The sequence below is a fragment of the Mesorhizobium sp. B1-1-7 genome (genome assembly GCF_006442705.1).
In the GTDB taxonomy this organism is placed as follows: Bacteria; Pseudomonadota; Alphaproteobacteria; order Rhizobiales; family Rhizobiaceae; genus Mesorhizobium; species Mesorhizobium opportunistum.
In genome coordinates this window covers 95,659-112,266 of the sequence record NZ_VFWQ01000019.1, presented here as the reverse complement: position 1 = coordinate 112,266, position 16,608 = coordinate 95,659, and the positions used below count along the sequence as shown (strand labels likewise).

The following is a 16,608-nucleotide window of genomic DNA, read 5'->3' as shown; positions in this document are numbered from 1 at the left end:
ACCCCCGGCCTGCGGCCGGACCCTCCCCTCGAGGGGGAGGGAAACGCCACGCCAGTCATCCCGATCCTCTTCTACCGCTCCATGCTGCTCGCCGCCGACATAGCCCCCATCAACGCGCTTTTCGAAGCACTACGGCAGCGCAATATGCTCCCCGTCCCGATCTTCGTCTCCAGCCTCAAGGACCCGGCATCCCTGGCCTTCGTGGAAACCGCGCTCGCCACGCTGAAACCTGCCGCCATCATCGCCGCGACCGCCTTTGCCTCCGGCGCCGAACCCGGCGTCGAAACCCTGTTCGACCGCGCCGGCGTGCCCGTCTTCCAGGTCATCGTCGCCACCACCCGCCGCGACGTGTGGGAAAATAACCAGCGCGGCCTGGCGCCCGCCGACCTTGCCATGCATGTCGTGCTGCCCGAACTCGACGGCCGCATCCTGGCCGGCCCCATTTCCTTCAAGGGCGAGAGCGATGTCGATCCGGCGCTTGGTCATCGCGCTTTCGCCAACCGGCCGGAACCGGATCGCGTCGCCCAAGTCGCGGACCGCGTTGCGGCTTTCATCAAGCTGCAGCAGACGCCCTGCGCCGAGCGCAAACTGGCCATCCTCATCCCGGATTATCCAAGCGCCCCCGGCCGCACCGGCTATGCCGTCGGCCTCGACGTGCCGTCCAGCGTGCTGGCCATGCTGCACGACCTGAAGGAGCAGGGTTATGGAGTCGAGGGGATTCCGGAGACGCCGCGTGAGTTGCTGGGTTTGCTGGAGCGCAGCAAGGATGGGCTGGGGCTGGAGGAGTATCTGGACTTCTCGAAGAGCCTGCCAATAGCGGCAATTGCCGCGGTAGAGGCTGCATGGGGAAAAGCCGAAGGTTTGCGCGAGGCACCCCCCTCTGTCCTGCCGGACATCTCCCCCGCAAGGGGGGAGATCGGAAGTTTCAACGCTGGGGCCACTCTTGCAACGTTGGAGATTGGCGAAGACAAAGATGAGGGGGTAATCTCCCCCCTTGCGGGGGAGATGTCCGGCAGGACAGAGGGGGGTGTTCAAGCTCCGACCTCGACCCACTTCCGCTTCCGCGCCGCCACCTTCGGCAACATCACGGTCGCCCTCGCCCCCGATCGCGGCCGCTCCGCCGACCGCCGCGCCGACTATCACGATCCGACGCTCCCGCCCCGCCATGCGCTCCTCGCCTTTGGCCTCTGGCTGCGCAAGTCGCTCGGCGTCCATGCCCTCATCCATGTCGGCGCCCATGGCACGCTGGAATGGCTGCCGGGCAAAACCGTCGCGCTTTCGCAAGACTGCTTTCCCGAGATCGTCACCGGTCCGCTGCCCGTCATCTATCCCTTCATCGTCTCCAACCCCGGCGAGGCAGCGCAGGCCAAGCGGCGCATCGCCGCCGTCACGCTTGGCCATCTGCCGCCGCCGCTGACCGGTGCCGGGCTCGACGAAAACCAGCACAAGCTCGAACGGCTGGTCGACGAATACGCCCAGGCCGATGGCCTCGACCGCCGCCGCCGCGATCGTCTAGCCAAGCTGATCGTCGACACCGCACAGAAAACCGGCCTCGCCTCGGAAGCCGGCGTCGCCAGGACCGATGCGCCCGACGAGGCGCTGCGCCGCATCGACGCCTGGCTTTGCGATCTCAAGGATTTTGCCATCAAGGACGGGTTGCATGTCTATGGCCGTGCGCCCGAGGACGAGCCCGACCCCATGCGCCGCCGAAGTGCCGAGGCCGAGAAGGCGGCGCTGCTCGCCGCGCTCGATGGCCGCCATGTCAGGGCCGGTCCGGCCGGCGCGCCGGCGCGGGGCCGTTCCGACGTGCTGCCCACCGGCCGTAACCTGTTCACGTCGGATCCGCGCACCATGCCGACGCCGACCGCCTATGATCTGGGCAAGGCGGCGGCGGAAGAAGTGGTGCGCGGCTACATGCAGTCGCATGGCGACTGGCCGCGCTCGCTGGTCATCGACCTCTGGGGCTCGGCCTCGTTGCGGACCGGCGGCGAAGAGATTGCGCAAGGTCTGGCGTTGATGGGCTGCCGCCCGCAATGGGATGCTGCCACCGGCCGCATCACCGGCATCGAAGTGCTGCCGCCGGCCACGCTCGGCAGGCCACGCGTCGACGTCACCTGGCGCATATCGGGCCTGTTCCGCGACATGTTCCCAACCCAGATCGCGCTGATCGATGCCGCCGCCAGTGCCGTCGCGGCCCGCGACGAGGAGGATGCGGAAAACCCGCTCGCAGCCAAAACCCGCATTGAGGGCAAGATCAGCCCGCGCATCTTCGGCACCTCGCCCGGCACCTACGGCGCCGGCGTGGAGGATCTGCTGTCGAGCGGCGACTGGGGCGCGCGCGAGGAGATCGGCCGCGCCTATCTCGACGCCACCTCGCATGCCTATGGCGGCGCCGGCGGCGAAGGCATCTCGGCACCCGGCGCTTTCGAGGGCCGTATCGCCGAGGCCGACCTTCTCGTCCACACCGGCGACGACCCCGGCCGCGACATCCTCGAAGGTTCGGCCGACGTCGCCTTCATCGGCGGCTTTTCGGCCGCACTCGCGGCGCTCGGCAGGAATGCCGACGTCATCGTGCTCGACACCACGGATCCGCAAAAGCCGAAGCCACGCTCGGTTGGTGAGGCCGTGTCGCGGGTGGTGCGCGCCCGCGCCGTCAATGCGCGTTTCATCGCCGGCCAGATGCGCCACGGCCCGCGCGGCGCCTCCGAATTCGCCGAGACGGTCGACCGGCTGGTCGGCTTTGCCGAGACCACCCATGCCATATCGGGCGCGCTGATCGAGGCCGTGCACGACGCCTATCTCGGCGACGCCGAAGTTCGCGCCTTCATCCTGCGCGAAAACCCAGCCGCCGCGAAAGTCATTGCCGAGCGTTTTCTCTCGGCACGGCGCCGTGGCCTCTGGCATCCCCTGCGCAACTCGATCGACGACGACCTCGCGGCGCTGATTGCCGAGGCGGAAGCACTCGAGGTGGCGGCATGAACGCCTTCACGCGCCGTGGCGCCTGCCCGGCTCTGTCGGCGCCGATGCAGACCGGCGACGGGCTATTGGTGCGGCTCAACCCGGTTGCCGGAGGCCTATCGCCGAAGCTGTTGATCGCCCTGGCCGAAACCGCCCTGCGGCACGGCAACGGCATCATGGAGGTGACCGCGCGCGGCAGCCTGCAAATACGCGGGCTGACCACGGATAGCGCCGCGCTGCTGGCGGCGGAAGTCGATACGCTGGGCATTGCGGTGCGCACAGGCGTGCCGGTCGAGACGGGACCGCTGGCGGGCATCGATCCGCAGGAGATCGCCGATCCGCGGCCTATGGCTGAGCGGATCAGGGTGGCGGTCGATGAGGCTGGGTTGACGCAACGGCTGGGGCCGAAGGTTTCGGTCATCGTGGACGGCGGCGGGCAGCTGTCGATGGATGCAGTGACACCTGATGTGCGGCTGAAGGCGGTGCGAGCCGACAACGACATCGTTTGGAGCGTATTGATTGCGGGCGACGGCCGAAACGCGAAGGTATTGGCAAAGGTCGATGCAAATGCTGCGAGAGACATAGCCGTCGCTGCGCTGAGAATGGTCGCCGAGAAAGGCCGTGAGGCTCACACACGGGATTTGTCGGATCGACAGTTGGTGTCTCTGGCAGGTTGGCTATGCTTGACAAGTTTGCGCGAGGCGCCCCCCTCTGTCCTGCCGGACATCTCCCCCTCAAGGGGGGAGATTGGCAGTTCGGGCGCCGGCTTTTCCTTAACAAGACCGGAGATTGGCGAAACCATCGGTGACAGCGTAATCTCCCCCCTAGAGGGGGAGATGTCCGGCAGGACAGAGGGGGGCGCCTCGCGCAAACCTATCGGCCTTTTCCCTTTGGCCGGCGACATTTTCACCCTCGGCATAGCCCTCCCCTACGGCAGCATGCCGGCGGATAAAATCATCGCCCTCGCCCAAAGCGCCCTCTCCCTCGGCACCACCGAAATCCGCCTCGCCCCAGGCCGCGCTTTGCTCTTCCTCGGCCAGCCACCGGTCGCCAACCAGCCCCTTCAAGACACAGCCGCCGCCCTCGGCTTCGTCACCTCCCCCACCGACCCCCGCACGCGCATCGCGGCTTGCCCCGGCACCCCGGCCTGTGCTTCCGGCCGCATCGCCACGCGCGACATAGCCGGGACGATCGCCGCCGAAAACGCCGACATCCTCGACTTCACGGTGCACATTTCCGGCTGCGCCAAGGGCTGCGCGCATCCCGGCCCGGCGGCGCTGACGATCGTCGGCGGCGAAAATGGAGCCGGACTTGTCGTGAACGCGACGGCAAAGGCCCTTCCTGCCGGGTACAGGCCGGGCTATGACGCCGCGCGTGGTTTCAGTCGCGTCGCCGCGGTGATCCGCAGCGCACGATATCCGGGCGAAACAGCCGCCGCTTGCCTGACAAGGCTCGGGCCGGCCGGCATCGCCGAGGCTTACCGACAGGCCCAAACCAAAAAACGGAAATGAACATGGCCGCCTACGACTACATCCACGACGGCACGGCGATCTACGAGCGCTCCTTCGCCATCATTCGCGCCGAGGCCGACCTTTCTCGCTTCTCGGAAGCCGAGGCCGATGTCGCAATCCGCATGATCCATGCTTGCGGCCAGGTCGAGGCATCAAGCCATTTCGTTTTCTCCCCCGATTTCGTTGCCGCCGCCCGCACCGCTTTAGCGGCCGGCGTGCCGATCTTCTGCGACGCGCAGATGGTCTCGCACGGTGTCACCCGCGCCCGGCTGCCGGCCGGCAACGAGGTGATCTGCACATTGCGCGACCCGCGCACGCACGACATCGCCAGGGAAATCGGCAACACCCGCTCGGCCGCGGCAATAGACCTGTGGGGCGAGCGCATGGCGGGCTCCGTCGTCGCCATCGGCAACGCGCCGACGGCACTATTCTATCTCCTGGAGAAACTGCGCGACGGCGCGCCCAAGCCGGCCGCCATCATCGGCATGCCGGTCGGCTTTGTCGGTGCGGCCGAATCCAAGGACGCGCTGGCCGAAAATTCCTATGGCGTGCCCTACGCCATCGTGCGCGGCCGGCTCGGCGGCAGCGCCATGACCGCCGCCGCGCTCAATTCATTGGCGAGGCCCGGCCTGTGAACGCTATTGCAAAAGGCCGTCTCGTCGGCGTCGGCACCGGTCCCGGCGACCCCGAGCTGTTGACGCTGAAGGCCGCGCGGGCCTTGGCCGAGGCCGACGTGGTGGCCTATTTCGCCAAACGCGGCAACAACAGCAACGCGCGCGCCATCGTTGAAACGCGCTTCCGTCCGGACATGACGGAACTGCCCCTGCTCTATCCCGTGACCACCGAGATCGACAAGGATCACGACGACTACCGGTCGCAGATCACGACTTTCTACGAAGAGTCCGCCGAGGCGGTGGCCAGGCACCTCGAATCCGGCAGGATGGTTGCCGTGCTGTCCGAAGGCGACCCGCTGTTCTACGGCTCCTACATGCACCTGCATGTGAGGCTTGCCCATCGCTTCCCGACCGAAGTCATTCCCGGTATCACCGCCATGTCCGGCTGCTGGTCGCAGACCGGTGTTCCGATCGTCCAGGGCGATGACGTGCTGACCGTGCTGCCGGGCACGATGAGCGAGTTCGAACTGAGTCGCCGGCTCGCCGACACCGATGCCGCCGTGATCATGAAGGTCGGCCGCAACCTGCCCAAGATCAGGCGCGCGCTGGAGGCGACCGGCAAGCTGACGCGCGCCGTCTATGTCGAGCGTGGCACCATGGCCGGCAGCGTTTCGATGAGGCTCGCCGACAAACAGGACGACAAGGCGCCCTATTTCGCCATCGTGCTGGTGGCCGGCTGGTCCGGCAGGCCCGGTGCGCTGGGAGCGCAGACATGAGCGGCCGCCTCACCGTCATCGGCCTCGGCCCCGGCAATGCCGACCAGGTCACGCCGGAAGCCAGCCGTGCTGTGGCGCAAGCGAAATTCTTCTATGGCTACAAGCCCTATCTCGACCGGCTGGAGCTTCGCCCCGACCAGACCCGCGTCGCCTCCGACAATCGCGAGGAACTCGCCCGCTCCAAGGATGCCCTGATCAAGGCCGCGGAAGGCCATGACGTTGCGGTGGTCTCCGGTGGAGACCCCGGCGTGTTCGCCATGGCGGCCGCCGTCTGCGAGGCGATCGAGGCCGGCCCGGCCGAATGGCGCGCCGTCGATGTTGCGGTCGTTCCCGGCATCACCGCCATGCTGGCGGTCGCCGCCCGCATCGGCGCACCGCTCGGCCATGATTTCTGCGCCATCTCGCTGTCCGACAATCTGAAGCCATGGGAATTGATCGAGCTGCGCCTATTGGCAGCCGCCGGCGCGGGCTTCGTCATCGCGCTCTACAACCCGATCAGCAAGGCGCGCCCCTGGCAGCTTGGCCGCGCCTTCGAGTGCCTGACCGCCATCCTGCCCGGCACCACGCCGGTCATTTTCGGCCGCGCCGCCGGCCGCCCGGACGAGCGCATCGAGGTCTATTTGCTGGCCGATGTCGAGGCTGAGAAGGCCGACATGGCGACCTGCATCATCATCGGCTCTCAGGAAACCCGGATCATCAAGCGCGGCGACAAGCCGGCGCTGGTCTACACACCGCGTTCGGCAGCGGGCCCGACAAAATGATCGATCATCGCGGCCAGCACTTCGACGGTTTCAGCCGAGGGAACATCCGGCAGATCAGGCCTTTGGACCATGACCACGTCGACGCCCAGCGCCCGCGCCGCGGCGATCTTGCCGTAGGTGGCCGCACCGCCGCTGTTCTTGGACACGACAATTTCGATACGAAGCGTTTCGAGCAGGGCGCGCTCGTCGTCCTCCCGGAACGGCCCGCGCGCCAGCAGATAGTCAGCATGGGGAACCGCCAGCTTCGGTTCGACCGGATCGACACTGCGAATGAGATAATGGTGCTGGGGCGCGGCGTCGAAGGCACCGACCTCTTGCCGGCCCAGCGCCAGGAACACGCGGCGCGGCGCCGCTCCCAGCACTTGCACGGCATCATCAACCGTATCGACCAGCGTCCAGCGGTCGCCTTCTACCCGTTCCCAACCCGGACGGCGCAAGGCAAGGATCGGCACGCCGGCCACACGCGCGGCTTGCGCGGCGTTGGCGGAGATTCGCGCCGCGTAGGGATGCGTGGCGTCGATCAGCAGATCGGTGCGCGTCTCCCCGAGATAGGCGGCCAGCCCGTCGGCGCCGCCAAATCCTCCGCTTCGCACCGGCACCCCTTGCGCCACCGGGCTCTCGGTGCGGCCGGCCAGCGACAGCGTGACCGAAGCGCGCGCGACCAGCTTCCCGGCGAGTTGCCGGGCCTCCGTCGTGCCGCCAAGGATCAGAATGCGGTGGGTCATCATGCCTGTTGAGGGTCCGCGCGGCGCCAAGCTCAACGCGAGGTGGCTCACCATCGTCGGCATCGGCGAGGACGGTTTAGCGGGTCTCGGCGACGAGGCCAAGCAGCGGATTGCCGGGGCGGAAATCATCTTCGGCGGCAAGCGGCATCTGGCGCTGGTCGCTTCCTTCGCCAAGGGCGAACCCCGTCCCTGGCCGGTTCCTTTCGATCCGGAGATGCGCGATGTGCTGGCGCTTGCCGGCAGAAACGTCTGCGTGCTCGCCTCCGGCGATCCCTTTTTCCATGGAGTCGGCGCCACCCTCGCCCGCAAGGTCAAAGCGCGTGAGATGCATGTCATCCCCGCTCCGTCAGCCGTTTCGCTGGCAGCCGCCCGCCTTGGCTGGGCGCTGCAGGAGATCGAGACCGTCTCGCTGCATGGCCACTCGATCGACCTGATCCGCCCCATGCTGCAACCCAACGCGCGCATTCTGGCGCTGACATCCGATGGCGACGCACCGGCCGCAATTGCGCACCTGCTCACCGAACTCGATTTTGGCGCCTCGCGGCTGACGGTTTTGGAGGCGCTGGGCGGTCCGAAGGAGACCCAGCGCTCCGCCCGCGCCGATGCCTTCGACATCGAAAACATCAATCCACTCAACGTTTTGGCTATCGAAATTGATTCTAGTCCACAAGCCCGCGTGCTGCCGCTCACGGTTGGCCTTGCCGATCATTTGTTCGACCATGACGGCCAGATCACCAAGCGCGAAATCCGCGCCATCACCCTGTCGGCGCTGGCGCCAAGGCGCGGCGAACTGCTGTGGGACATCGGCGCCGGTTCGGGCTCCATCGGCATCGAATGGATGCTCGCCCACCCCCTGATGCGCACGATTGCCATCGAAGCCGACCCCATCCGCGCCGCTCGCATCGCCCATAACGCCGCTGCCTGTGGCGTTCCCGGCCTCGTCGTGGTGGAAGGCAGCGCGCCCAGGGCGCTTGCCAAACTGGACACGCCCGACGCCATCTTCATCGGTGGCGGCGGCAGCGACTCCGGCGTGTTGGCCGCCGCCATCAAGGCGCTGCGCCCCGGCGGCCGGCTCGTCGCCAATGCGGTGACATTGGAGATGGAGACCCTGCTTCTCGCCCAGCACATAAAACTGGGCGGCGATCTCACGCGCATCGCCATTTCGCGCGCTTCGCCGGTCGGCTCGATGCAGGCCTGGCGTCCGGCCATGCCGGTCACCCAATGGAGCTGGGTGAAGCCATGATCGTCGCGGGCATCGGCAGCCGAAAAGGCGTGAACGTTGAAGACGTGCTTGCGGCGATCGAAACCGCGCTGGAAACGCATGGGCTGGCGCTGACGGCGCTTTCCGCGCTGGCGACCGCCACGCTGAAGAAAGATGAAGACGCGATCGCCGCCGCCGGCCGCGCGCTGAACCTTCCCGTCATCATCGTCGATGACCCAGCGCTTCAGGCCGTATCGACGGACACGCTCAGCCATTCCGATCTGTCGCAGGATCTGGCCGGCACGCCATCGGTTTCCGAAGCATCGGCCCTTGCGGTGGCCGGCAAAGGCGCCAGGCTGCTCGGCCCCCGCACGGTGCTTGGCCCCGTCACCTGCGCCATCGCCATCAGCGGAGACGCGCCATGACCGTTCATTTCATCGGCGCCGGTCCTGGCGCCGCCGACCTGATCACGCTGCGCGGCGCCAAACTGCTGGCAAGCTGCCCGGTCTGCCTCCATGCCGGCTCGATCGTCGCGCCCGAATTGCTGCAGCACTGTGCGCCGGGAACGAAATTGATCGACACCGCGCCGATGTCGCTCGACGAGATCGAAGCCGCTTATCTCGATGCCCACAGGGCCGGCCACGACGTCGCCCGCCTGCATTCCGGCGACCTGTCGGTGTGGAGTGCGGTTGCCGAGCAGATCCGCCGGCTGGAAAGGCACGGCATCCCCTACACGCTGACGCCGGGCGTGCCCTCCTTCGCTGCCGCTGCCGCCACCCTTCGCCGCGAATTGACCATTCCCGAAGTTGCCCAAAGCCTGGTGCTGACCCGAATCTCCGGCCGTGCCTCGAAAATGCCGCCGGGCGAAACGCTGGCCGGCTTCGGCCGCACCGGCGCCACGCTGGCCATTCATCTGGCCATCCACGCCATCGACCGCGTCGTCGCCGAGCTGGCGCCGCACTATGGCGATGATTGCCCGGTGGCGATCGTCTTCCGCGCTTCCTGGCCAGATGAGCGCGTGCTGACGGGAACGCTGGAAACGATCGAGGCACAGCTTGCGGCCGATCCGATGGAGCGCACGGCGATCATCTTCGTCGGCCGCTCGCTTGCAGCGGAAGGGTTTGGCGAGAGTTCTCTTTACGACGCCCATTACCAGCGGCGTTTTCGCGGACGGGACGGATTGTGAGCGGCACCAGCAAAAACAAGGGCGGCAACGCCACGCTCGAACAGGCCTTGTCGCGTCTGAACTTCAAGCCGCGCCCGCTTGATCCGGGCCATGTCTGGCTGGCCGGCGCCGGCCCCGGAGATCCCGGCTGCCTGACCTTGGAAGTGCTGGCGGCACTGGCCGAAGCGGATGCGCTGGTCTACGACGCGCTGGTCTCGCCTGATGTCGTCGCGGTTGCCGAAAATGCCGAGCTGTTCTTTGCCGGCAAGCGCGGCGGAAAACCGTCGATGAAGCAGGACGACATCACCGCACTGCTGGTGCGGCTGGCCCGCGAAGGCCGCCGCGTTATCAGGCTGAAGGGCGGCGATCCCTATATTTTCGGTCGCGGCGGTGAAGAAGCCCTGGCACTCGCCCGTGAAGGCATTCCCTTCCGCGTCCTGCCCGGCCTGACATCGGGCCTCAGCGCACTGACAGCTACCGGCATCCCGGCCACCATGCGCGGCATCAACAAGGCTGTGATCCTGGCGACCGGCCACGCGGCCGGCACCGATGACGACATCGACTGGGCGGCGATCGCCCGCACCGGCCAGCCTGTCGTCGTCTATATGGGCATGGCCAATCTGCCCCTGATCGCAGCGGCACTGCTCGATGGCGGGCTGGCGCCGTCGACACCGGCGGCGGTGATCGTCGCCGCCACCACGCCGCAGGAGCGAACCGTCGTCGCTACGCTCGCCACCATCGCCGAGCAAGCGGCCGCCGCCGGGCTCGTCTCGCCGGCGCTGATCGTCGTCGGCGGCATCGTCGCCATGCGCGCGGCACTGGCGGGCGGGGCATGACGGCACGGGCCATCATCATCGGTGCGCCGCGCTCCGGCTCCGGCAAGACCAGCGTCACCATCGGCATCCTGCGCGCGCTCACCCGGCGTGGGGTCAAAGTGCGCGGCGCCAAATCCGGCCCTGATTATATCGATCCCGGCTTTCACACTGCCGCCACCGGCCTGTCCGGCATCAACCTCGACAGCTGGGCGATGCCGGCATCGCTGCTCAACGCGCTCGCCGCGCAACAGGCAGACGATACGGACTTCGTCATCCTCGAAAGCGCCATGGGCCTGTTCGACGGCATTCCGGCCGCGCCGGGCCGCACCGGCTCGGCGGCGGATCTTGCCCGGCTCTACGGCCTGCCGGTGCTGCTGGTGCTCGACGTGTCCGGTCAGTCGACCACGGCGGCGGCTGTCGCCAAGGGGTTCGCCACCTACGATCCCGACGTGCGCATGGCCGGCGTCGTGCTCAACCGGCTGGGCAGCGAGCGCCACCGGCGGCTGTCCGGCGACGCCATCGAGGCCATCGGCCTGCCCGTCGTCGGCGCCATCCTGCGCGATCCCACACTCAATTTGCCAGAACGCCATCTCGGCCTCGTCCAGGCCGGCGAATATGATGACTTGATGGCGCATCTCGACCGGCTGGCCGACATGGCGGAGAAATCGCTCGACCTCGACGCCGTGATGAGGCTGGCAACGCCCCTCGCCCCGACAACCGGCGGCTTTGAAGACGCGCTCCAGCCGCCCGGCCAACGCATCGCGCTGGCGGAAGATGCCGCCTTCACCTTCCTCTACCCGCATGTGGTGGCCTACTGGCGCAAGGCCGGCGCCGAGATCGTCCCGTTCTCGCCGCTTGCCGATGAAGCGCCTGACGACAGCTGCGATGTCTGTTGGCTGCCCGGCGGCTATCCGGAGCTCCATGCCGGTCGCCTGGCAGCAGCGGATACTTTCAAAACTGGGATAACCCGCTTCGCTGCAAGAAAGCCCATCCATGGCGAGTGCGGTGGCTTCATGGTGCTCGGCGAGGCGCTCGAGGATGCTTCGGGCCAAACGCATCGCATGCTTGGCCTGCTCGGTCATTCCACCAGCTTCGCCAAACGCAAGATGAACCTCGGCTATCGCGAGGCGCGGCTGCGTGCGGATTGTCCGTTGGGCTCACAAGGAGCGCTGATCCGGGGCCACGAATTCCACTATGCGCAGATGACTGCCACCGGCAATGACGACCCGCTGGCCGACCTCGCCGACGGCCTGGGCAATCCGATCGGCGCTTCGGGCTATCGGCGCGGCCATGTCAGTGGCACCTTCTTCCATGCCATTGCGAGGGGTTAGGCCATGAAGCTCCCCAACTTGACCTTCTCGCCCCGGCAAATCCCCGGCGACATCGCGCTCTGCCTGGTCTTCTTCACCAGGCTGCCGCTGCCCGTGTTCGATTTTCGCGGCCGCGGCCTTGCCGCCGCGATCTGGGCGGCGCCCGTCGCCGGCGTCGTCGTCGGCCTGATCGGCGCGATCGTCTTCGCCACGGCGGAACGGTTTGGCCTTGCCATGGGCCCGGCGGCGGCGCTTGCGCTGGTCGCAACGGTGGTCACCACCGGCTGCCTGCATGAAGACGGGCTGTCCGATGTCGCCGACGGTTTTGGCGGCGGCAAGTCGCGCGGCCGCAAACTCGAGATCATGCGCGACAGCCGCATCGGCGCTTACGGCGCCATGGCGCTGGCCCTGTCACTGCTGATCCGCTGGAGCGCACTCTCCGAACTCGTCGACCCGACACAGGCGCTCTTCGCCCTCATTGCCGCGCACACGGCCTCGCGTGGCGTGCTCGGCGCCTTCATGCACATCTTGCCCCCGGCCCGCGACGACGGCCTCTCAGTCGGCGCCGGCACCGTCTCGCGGGAAACGGCAATCGCCGGCGCCGTGCTCGGCGCCATCCCGCTCTTCCTGCTCGGGATCGGCGGCGCCATCGCCGCGCTCATCCTGCTTGCCCTGCTGTTTGCCGCCTTCCACGCCCTTTGCCTCAACCAGATCGATGGCCAGACCGGCGACACGATCGGCGCCTTGCAGCAGGTGAGCGAAATCGCGGTGCTGCTCGTCGCTTCCGTCGCTCTCTCTTGATTTCCCTTGGCTTGATTCCCTTTTGGAGATTTTTCCCCCATGTCCTTCAAATCCCTCGATGAACTGCGCGCGGCCTGCCGCGACCTGCCCGCCGGCAGCGATGCGGCCGCCGATGCGGTCGCCCGCCGCCAGGACACGCTGACCAAGCCCCAGGGCAGCCTCGGCCGGTTGGAAACCATCGCGGCATGGCTGGCGCGCTGGCAGGGGCGCGACATGCCCAGGCTCGACCGGGTGAAGGTTTTCGTCTTCGCCGGCAATCATGGCGTCACCGCGCAGGGTGTGTCGGCCTACCCTTCGGAAGTCACCGTGCAGATGGTGGCGAATTTCGCCGGCGGCGGTGCCGCCATCAACCAGCTTGCCCGCATTGCCGGCGCCGAACTCGATGTCATCCCGCTCGACCTCGACCATCCGACCGGCGATTTCACGCAAGTGCCGGCACTGGACGAAAAGGCGTTTCTCGCCGCCGTGTCGGCCGGCCATGACGCGGTGACGAAGGATTTGGACCTGATCTGCTTCGGCGAGATGGGGATCGGCAACACCACGCCGGCCGCCGCCATTTCAGCTGCTCTGTTCGGCGGCGGTGCGGAAAAATGGACCGGACGCGGCACCGGCGTCGACGATGCCGGCCTGAAGCGCAAGGTGGTCGCCATCGAGGCCGGCCTGAAGCGTCACGCCGCCGCTCTTGCCGATCCGCTGGGCGTTGCCGCAACGCTCGGCGGGCGCGAACTCGCCGCCATCTTCGGCGCCACTCTGGCAGCCCGCCATCTCGGCATACCCGTGCTGCTCGACGGCTTCGTCTGCACCGCCGCGGCGGCCCCGCTGGCAAAGCTGCATCCGACCGGTCTGGCACACACGATCGCCGCCCATGTCTCGGCCGAATCCGGCCATCGCGGCCTGCTCGAAGCGCTCGGCCTGCCGCCGCTGCTCGACCTCGGCATGCGGCTCGGCGAAGGTTCCGGCGCTTGCCTCGCCGTCAACATCGTCCGCTCGGCGCTGGAGTGCCACGCGCGGATGGCGAGCTTTGCCGAGGCTGGTGTGTCGGAGAAGTAATCAGGGGATTTCCGGTGGGTGCGGCCGACAGGGCTGCCCCCACAGGACGGCAGCTTTCGTTCCCGGCGATTCTCCAATAGAGTTTTAGGATGAAAAAGCTACATCCAGTCGCTGCTGCTGCAACCATCGCTGCAATGTGTGCTGGTGTGCTTTGGCGCAGCGGATACTCCACCTACGGCCCAATCGACACCGGGATTCTTGTTCTTTTCCTGATTTTCTTCTGGTGGCTCATCAGCGATTTTTCGGGAGGAAAGGCCGGCAGTGACGTCGACGGACATCAAAGCGTGAACGATGGCATCGCTTTTCGATTCGGCAGGTTTCTGGGCCGCGTTTTTGGGCGCGGCAATAATCGCCTTTGAACGCCGATGGCTCACCTTGGATGAGCCGCATCGGTTTCCCGCCTTCAGGGTCTTTCCACCAAGTCTTCTAGGAATTTGGTGGGTGCGCACAGGATTGAACTGTGGACCCGCTGATTAAGAGTCAGCTGCTCTACCAACTGAGCTACGCACCCACTCGGCCGGCAAAAACCGGCGTTGGCGGGCATATAGCCGCCACCATCCGTCATGTCCAGCCCTGCCGGAGTCATTTCCCGACAAATCGCTTTCAGCCCATCGCAATCAGACGAAAAGCTTGCCTTCCGCCACCTTGACGGCGTTACCGCCGATGCGCGCGGAGGCCAGTTTTCCGCCTTGCACGGTGAGTTCGAGGCGGATGCGCGACGGCCGGCCCATCTCCAGCCCCTGCTCTATCCACAGCTGCGAAACCCCGTCCGTCGGGCCATCGAAATGCATGATGGCGCCGGCGAAGGCGGCCGCCGCCGAGCCGGTCGCCGGATCTTCGTAGGAAGGCGTGCCGGGCACGATCATGCGCACATGGAACGCGCTTTCATGGTTCACCGTCTCGCGGCAGTAGACATAGGGGCTGGCGAAGGCCCAGTCGCTCTTGCGCGGCGCCAGCTCCGACCACGCCTGGTTGTCCAGCCGGATGCGGCCCGCCGCTTCGAGATTGGCGACCGGGATGGTCACATAGGGTACGCCCGCCGACCAGAACCCAACGCGGTGATTCTCGAAGCCGATCTCATGCGGCGTCAGGCCAAGGGCGGCACCGATCGCCTCCGGATCGGCTTCGAGCTTCAGCGGCTCCGGCAGTTTCGCCAGGTCGAACTCGGCGAAGGTCTGGCCATCGTGCCTGCTGACGGCGCAGCGCACCGGGCCGATGTTTTCCTCCAGCACGAAGATGCCGGCCCCGCCCTCGCCGGCAAGTTCGGCCAGCGCGATTGCCGACCCCACCGTCGGGTGGCCGGCGAACGGCATTTCATAGTCCGGCGTGAAGATACGGATGCGGTTTTTATGCTTGGGATTGTCCGGCGGCAGCACAAAGACCGATTCGGACAGGTTGAACTCGCGCGCGATGGCCTGCATCGCCGCCGTGTCCAGACCTTTGCAATCCAACACCACGGCCAGCGGATTGCCGGCCAGTCGCTCGGTCGTGAACACATCGTAAAGCAAGTAATTCCGGGTTTGCATTCCTGCCTCAATCCAAACATGGGCGAAATTTAATTTGATATTTGAACCATCAAGCCTGATCTGTACGCAGACAGGGACATTGCGCTTCATAGGGGTCCGGCGTGGACCAGATTGTCAATCTGCCAAAGACGGAATCGGATTCCGCCATCGAGACGGCGCTCGGGCTCGACCGACAAGGTCTGCGCAAGACGCGCCGGCGTGGCTGGCTCTATGCGCTGCTGACCCTGATCGTGCTTGCCGCCGGTCTTGGCCTCTACCAATGGTATGCCGGCACGCCGGCCAAGATCGACTACACCACCGTACCGGCCGCCAAGGCCGACCTCACTGTCCAGGTGTCCGCCACCGGCACGCTGCAGCCGCTTACCCAGGTCGACATTTCCAGCCAGCTCTCCGGCATCATACGCTCGGTTTCGGTCAACGAGAACCAGCAAGTGAAGAAGGGCGACGTGCTTGCGGCCCTCGATACCGCCAAGCTGCAGGTCCAGATCGAACGGGCTGAAGCGTCCGCCAAGGCGGCGGCGGCCAATGTCGAGGACGCCAGGGTAACGCTTGCCGAGAATGAAAGCGCGCTGGTGCGTGCGGCGGCCTTGACCAAGCGCGGCATGGCGACAGACCAGTCGCTCGAGGCGGCGACCGCGACGCGCGACCGCTCCAAGGCGGCGCTCGACAGCGCCGAGGCCAATCTCGCCATCGCCAATGCCGATCTGAAATCGCAGCAGACCGACCTTGCCAACAGCACCATCTACGCGCCGATCGACGGCATCGTGCTGACGCGTTCGGTCGATCCCGGCCAGACCGTCGCCTCCTCGCTGCAGGCGCCGGTGCTGTTCATCATCGCCGCCGATTTGAGGAACATGGAGCTGGTGGCGGCGGTCGACGAAGCCGACATCGGCGCCGTCAAGCCGGGCCAGCATGCACGCTTCACGGTCGACGCCTTCCCGGACCGGCCGTTCGACGCCGAAATCCGCGACATCTCCTATGCCTCGGTCACCACCGACGGCGTCGTCACCTACAATGCGCGGCTCGAGGTCGACAATTCCGAACTGCTGCTGCGTCCCGGCATGACCGCCACGGTTTCGGTCGTCACCCGCCAGGCCAAGGATGTGCTCACCGTGCCCGCCGGCGCCTTCCGCTATCGCCCGGCGCAGCAGGCCGCGCGACCCTGGAGTTTCAGCGACCTGTTCACCGGCCGCATGGGCCGCCCAGGCGGCAATCGCCAGCGCCAGGCAGCGACGGCCCCCACCGATGGCTCGCGCACGCTCTACGTGCTGGAGAACGGCCGGCCGCATCCCGTCAACGTGAAGATCGGCTCGACCGATGGCGAACTGACCGAGATCACCTCCGGCCTGGAGGAAGGCGCGCAGGTCATCACCGCCTCGCAGCAGCGGAGCTGAG

16 protein-coding genes and 1 tRNA gene are annotated in these 16,608 nt (G+C 66.8%); 14 read left to right on the top strand and 3 right to left on the bottom strand.

What is annotated here, in order from left to right; translation table 11 throughout:
* The 5 genes from FJ978_RS27555 to FJ978_RS27535 form a co-directional block, all read left to right on the top strand.
* Positions 1-2,979, top strand: a 2,979-nt coding sequence (locus tag FJ978_RS27555; RefSeq protein ID WP_140575719.1) for a cobaltochelatase subunit CobN, incomplete at its 5' end; no start/stop codon positions are given.
* On the top strand, positions 2,976-4,469 hold the full coding sequence (gene cobG / locus FJ978_RS27550) for a precorrin-3B synthase (RefSeq protein ID WP_140575716.1): 1,494 nt from the start codon (positions 2,976-2,978) through the stop codon (positions 4,467-4,469). The genes FJ978_RS27555 and cobG, both read left to right, overlap by 4 nt.
* A 2-nt stretch (positions 4,470-4,471) precedes the next feature.
* Positions 4,472-5,104, top strand: a complete 633-nt coding sequence (locus FJ978_RS27545; protein WP_140575713.1) for a precorrin-8X methylmutase — start codon at positions 4,472-4,474, stop codon at positions 5,102-5,104.
* On the top strand, positions 5,101-5,859 hold the full coding sequence (locus tag FJ978_RS27540; RefSeq protein WP_140575710.1) for a precorrin-2 C(20)-methyltransferase: 759 nt from the start codon (positions 5,101-5,103) through the stop codon (positions 5,857-5,859). The genes FJ978_RS27545 and FJ978_RS27540 overlap by 4 nt, the downstream gene beginning before the upstream one ends.
* Positions 5,856-6,620 carry a precorrin-3B C(17)-methyltransferase gene (locus FJ978_RS27535; protein WP_140575708.1) on the top strand — a complete coding sequence of 255 codons (765 nt, stop codon included), beginning with the start codon at positions 5,856-5,858 and terminating at the stop codon, positions 6,618-6,620. The genes FJ978_RS27540 and FJ978_RS27535 overlap by 4 nt, the downstream gene beginning before the upstream one ends.
* Here the strand turns inward: FJ978_RS27535 and FJ978_RS27530 are convergent.
* Complete coding sequence (locus FJ978_RS27530; RefSeq protein ID WP_140575726.1) at positions 6,584-7,345, bottom strand: cobalt-precorrin-6A reductase; 762 nt, start codon at positions 7,343-7,345, stop codon at positions 6,584-6,586. The two genes, FJ978_RS27535 and FJ978_RS27530, sit on opposite strands and share 37 nt — an antisense overlap.
* A gap of 1 nt (position 7,346) precedes the next feature.
* Between FJ978_RS27530 and cbiE the strand changes: the two genes are divergently transcribed.
* The 8 genes from cbiE (at position 7,347) to FJ978_RS27490 (ending at position 14,046) form a co-directional block, all read left to right on the top strand.
* A complete protein-coding gene (gene cbiE / locus FJ978_RS27525; RefSeq protein WP_140575705.1) occupies positions 7,347-8,588 on the top strand; it encodes a precorrin-6y C5,15-methyltransferase (decarboxylating) subunit CbiE in 1,242 nt (413 codons plus the stop codon).
* Positions 8,585-8,971 (top strand): cobalamin biosynthesis protein, encoded by a 387-nt coding sequence (locus FJ978_RS27520; RefSeq protein ID WP_140575724.1) that lies wholly within the window; start codon positions 8,585-8,587, stop codon positions 8,969-8,971. The genes cbiE and FJ978_RS27520 overlap by 4 nt, the downstream gene beginning before the upstream one ends.
* Positions 8,968-9,732, top strand: a complete 765-nt coding sequence (gene cobM, locus FJ978_RS27515) for a precorrin-4 C(11)-methyltransferase (RefSeq protein WP_140575702.1) — start codon at positions 8,968-8,970, stop codon at positions 9,730-9,732. The genes FJ978_RS27520 and cobM overlap by 4 nt, the downstream gene beginning before the upstream one ends.
* Positions 9,729-10,547 carry a uroporphyrinogen-III C-methyltransferase gene (gene cobA / locus FJ978_RS27510; RefSeq protein WP_140575700.1) on the top strand — a complete coding sequence of 273 codons (819 nt, stop codon included), beginning with the start codon at positions 9,729-9,731 and terminating at the stop codon, positions 10,545-10,547. The genes cobM and cobA overlap by 4 nt, the downstream gene beginning before the upstream one ends.
* Positions 10,544-11,857: a cobyrinate a,c-diamide synthase gene (locus FJ978_RS27505; RefSeq protein ID WP_140575697.1), complete on the top strand. Its 1,314-nt coding sequence runs from the start codon at positions 10,544-10,546 to the stop codon at positions 11,855-11,857. Before cobA ends, FJ978_RS27505 begins: the two co-directional genes overlap by 4 nt.
* Positions 11,858-11,860: 3 nt before the next feature.
* Positions 11,861-12,637, top strand: coding sequence for an adenosylcobinamide-GDP ribazoletransferase (cobS, locus tag FJ978_RS27500; RefSeq protein WP_140575694.1), 777 nt, complete (start codon positions 11,861-11,863; stop codon positions 12,635-12,637).
* Between the two features lie 39 nt (positions 12,638-12,676).
* Positions 12,677-13,687 (top strand): nicotinate-nucleotide--dimethylbenzimidazole phosphoribosyltransferase, encoded by a 1,011-nt coding sequence (gene cobT, locus FJ978_RS27495; RefSeq protein ID WP_140575692.1) that lies wholly within the window; start codon positions 12,677-12,679, stop codon positions 13,685-13,687.
* An 89-nt stretch (positions 13,688-13,776) separates the two neighbouring features.
* A complete protein-coding gene (locus FJ978_RS27490) occupies positions 13,777-14,046 on the top strand; it encodes a hypothetical protein (RefSeq protein WP_140575689.1) in 270 nt (89 codons plus the stop codon).
* A 76-nt stretch (positions 14,047-14,122) separates the two neighbouring features.
* Here the strand turns inward: FJ978_RS27490 and FJ978_RS27485 are convergent.
* A tRNA-Lys gene (locus FJ978_RS27485) sits at positions 14,123-14,198 on the bottom strand.
* 106 nt (positions 14,199-14,304) lie between these two features.
* Entirely contained in the window at positions 14,305-15,213 is a 909-nt protein-coding gene (locus FJ978_RS27480; RefSeq protein ID WP_140575686.1) for a PhzF family phenazine biosynthesis protein, read from the bottom strand.
* A 101-nt stretch (positions 15,214-15,314) separates the two neighbouring features.
* Here FJ978_RS27480 and FJ978_RS27475 point away from each other — a divergent pair, with 101 nt between their 5' ends.
* Entirely contained in the window at positions 15,315-16,607 is a 1,293-nt protein-coding gene (locus tag FJ978_RS27475; protein ID WP_140575684.1) for an efflux RND transporter periplasmic adaptor subunit, read from the top strand.
* Position 16,608: the final 1 nt, after the last annotated feature.

Coding starts and splice junctions, on each gene's coding strand:
- FJ978_RS27535 (WP_140575708.1), top strand. CDS start 5,856: ATGAGCGGCCGCCTCACCGTCATCGGCCTCGGCCCCGGCAATGCCGAC.
- FJ978_RS27505 (WP_140575697.1), top strand. CDS start 10,544: ATGACGGCACGGGCCATCATCATCGGTGCGCCGCGCTCCGGCTCCGGC.
- cbiE (WP_140575705.1), top strand. CDS start 7,347: ATGCCTGTTGAGGGTCCGCGCGGCGCCAAGCTCAACGCGAGGTGGCTC.
- FJ978_RS27530 (WP_140575726.1), bottom strand. CDS start 7,345: ATGACCCACCGCATTCTGATCCTTGGCGGCACGACGGAGGCCCGGCAA.
- FJ978_RS27480 (WP_140575686.1), bottom strand. CDS start 15,213: ATGCAAACCCGGAATTACTTGCTTTACGATGTGTTCACGACCGAGCGA.
- cobT (WP_140575692.1), top strand. CDS start 12,677: ATGTCCTTCAAATCCCTCGATGAACTGCGCGCGGCCTGCCGCGACCTG.
- cobS (WP_140575694.1), top strand. CDS start 11,861: ATGAAGCTCCCCAACTTGACCTTCTCGCCCCGGCAAATCCCCGGCGAC.
- FJ978_RS27490 (WP_140575689.1), top strand. CDS start 13,777: ATGAAAAAGCTACATCCAGTCGCTGCTGCTGCAACCATCGCTGCAATG.
- FJ978_RS27545 (WP_140575713.1), top strand. CDS start 4,472: ATGGCCGCCTACGACTACATCCACGACGGCACGGCGATCTACGAGCGC.
- FJ978_RS27520 (WP_140575724.1), top strand. CDS start 8,585: ATGATCGTCGCGGGCATCGGCAGCCGAAAAGGCGTGAACGTTGAAGAC.
- cobG (WP_140575716.1), top strand. CDS start 2,976: ATGAACGCCTTCACGCGCCGTGGCGCCTGCCCGGCTCTGTCGGCGCCG.
- cobM (WP_140575702.1), top strand. CDS start 8,968: ATGACCGTTCATTTCATCGGCGCCGGTCCTGGCGCCGCCGACCTGATC.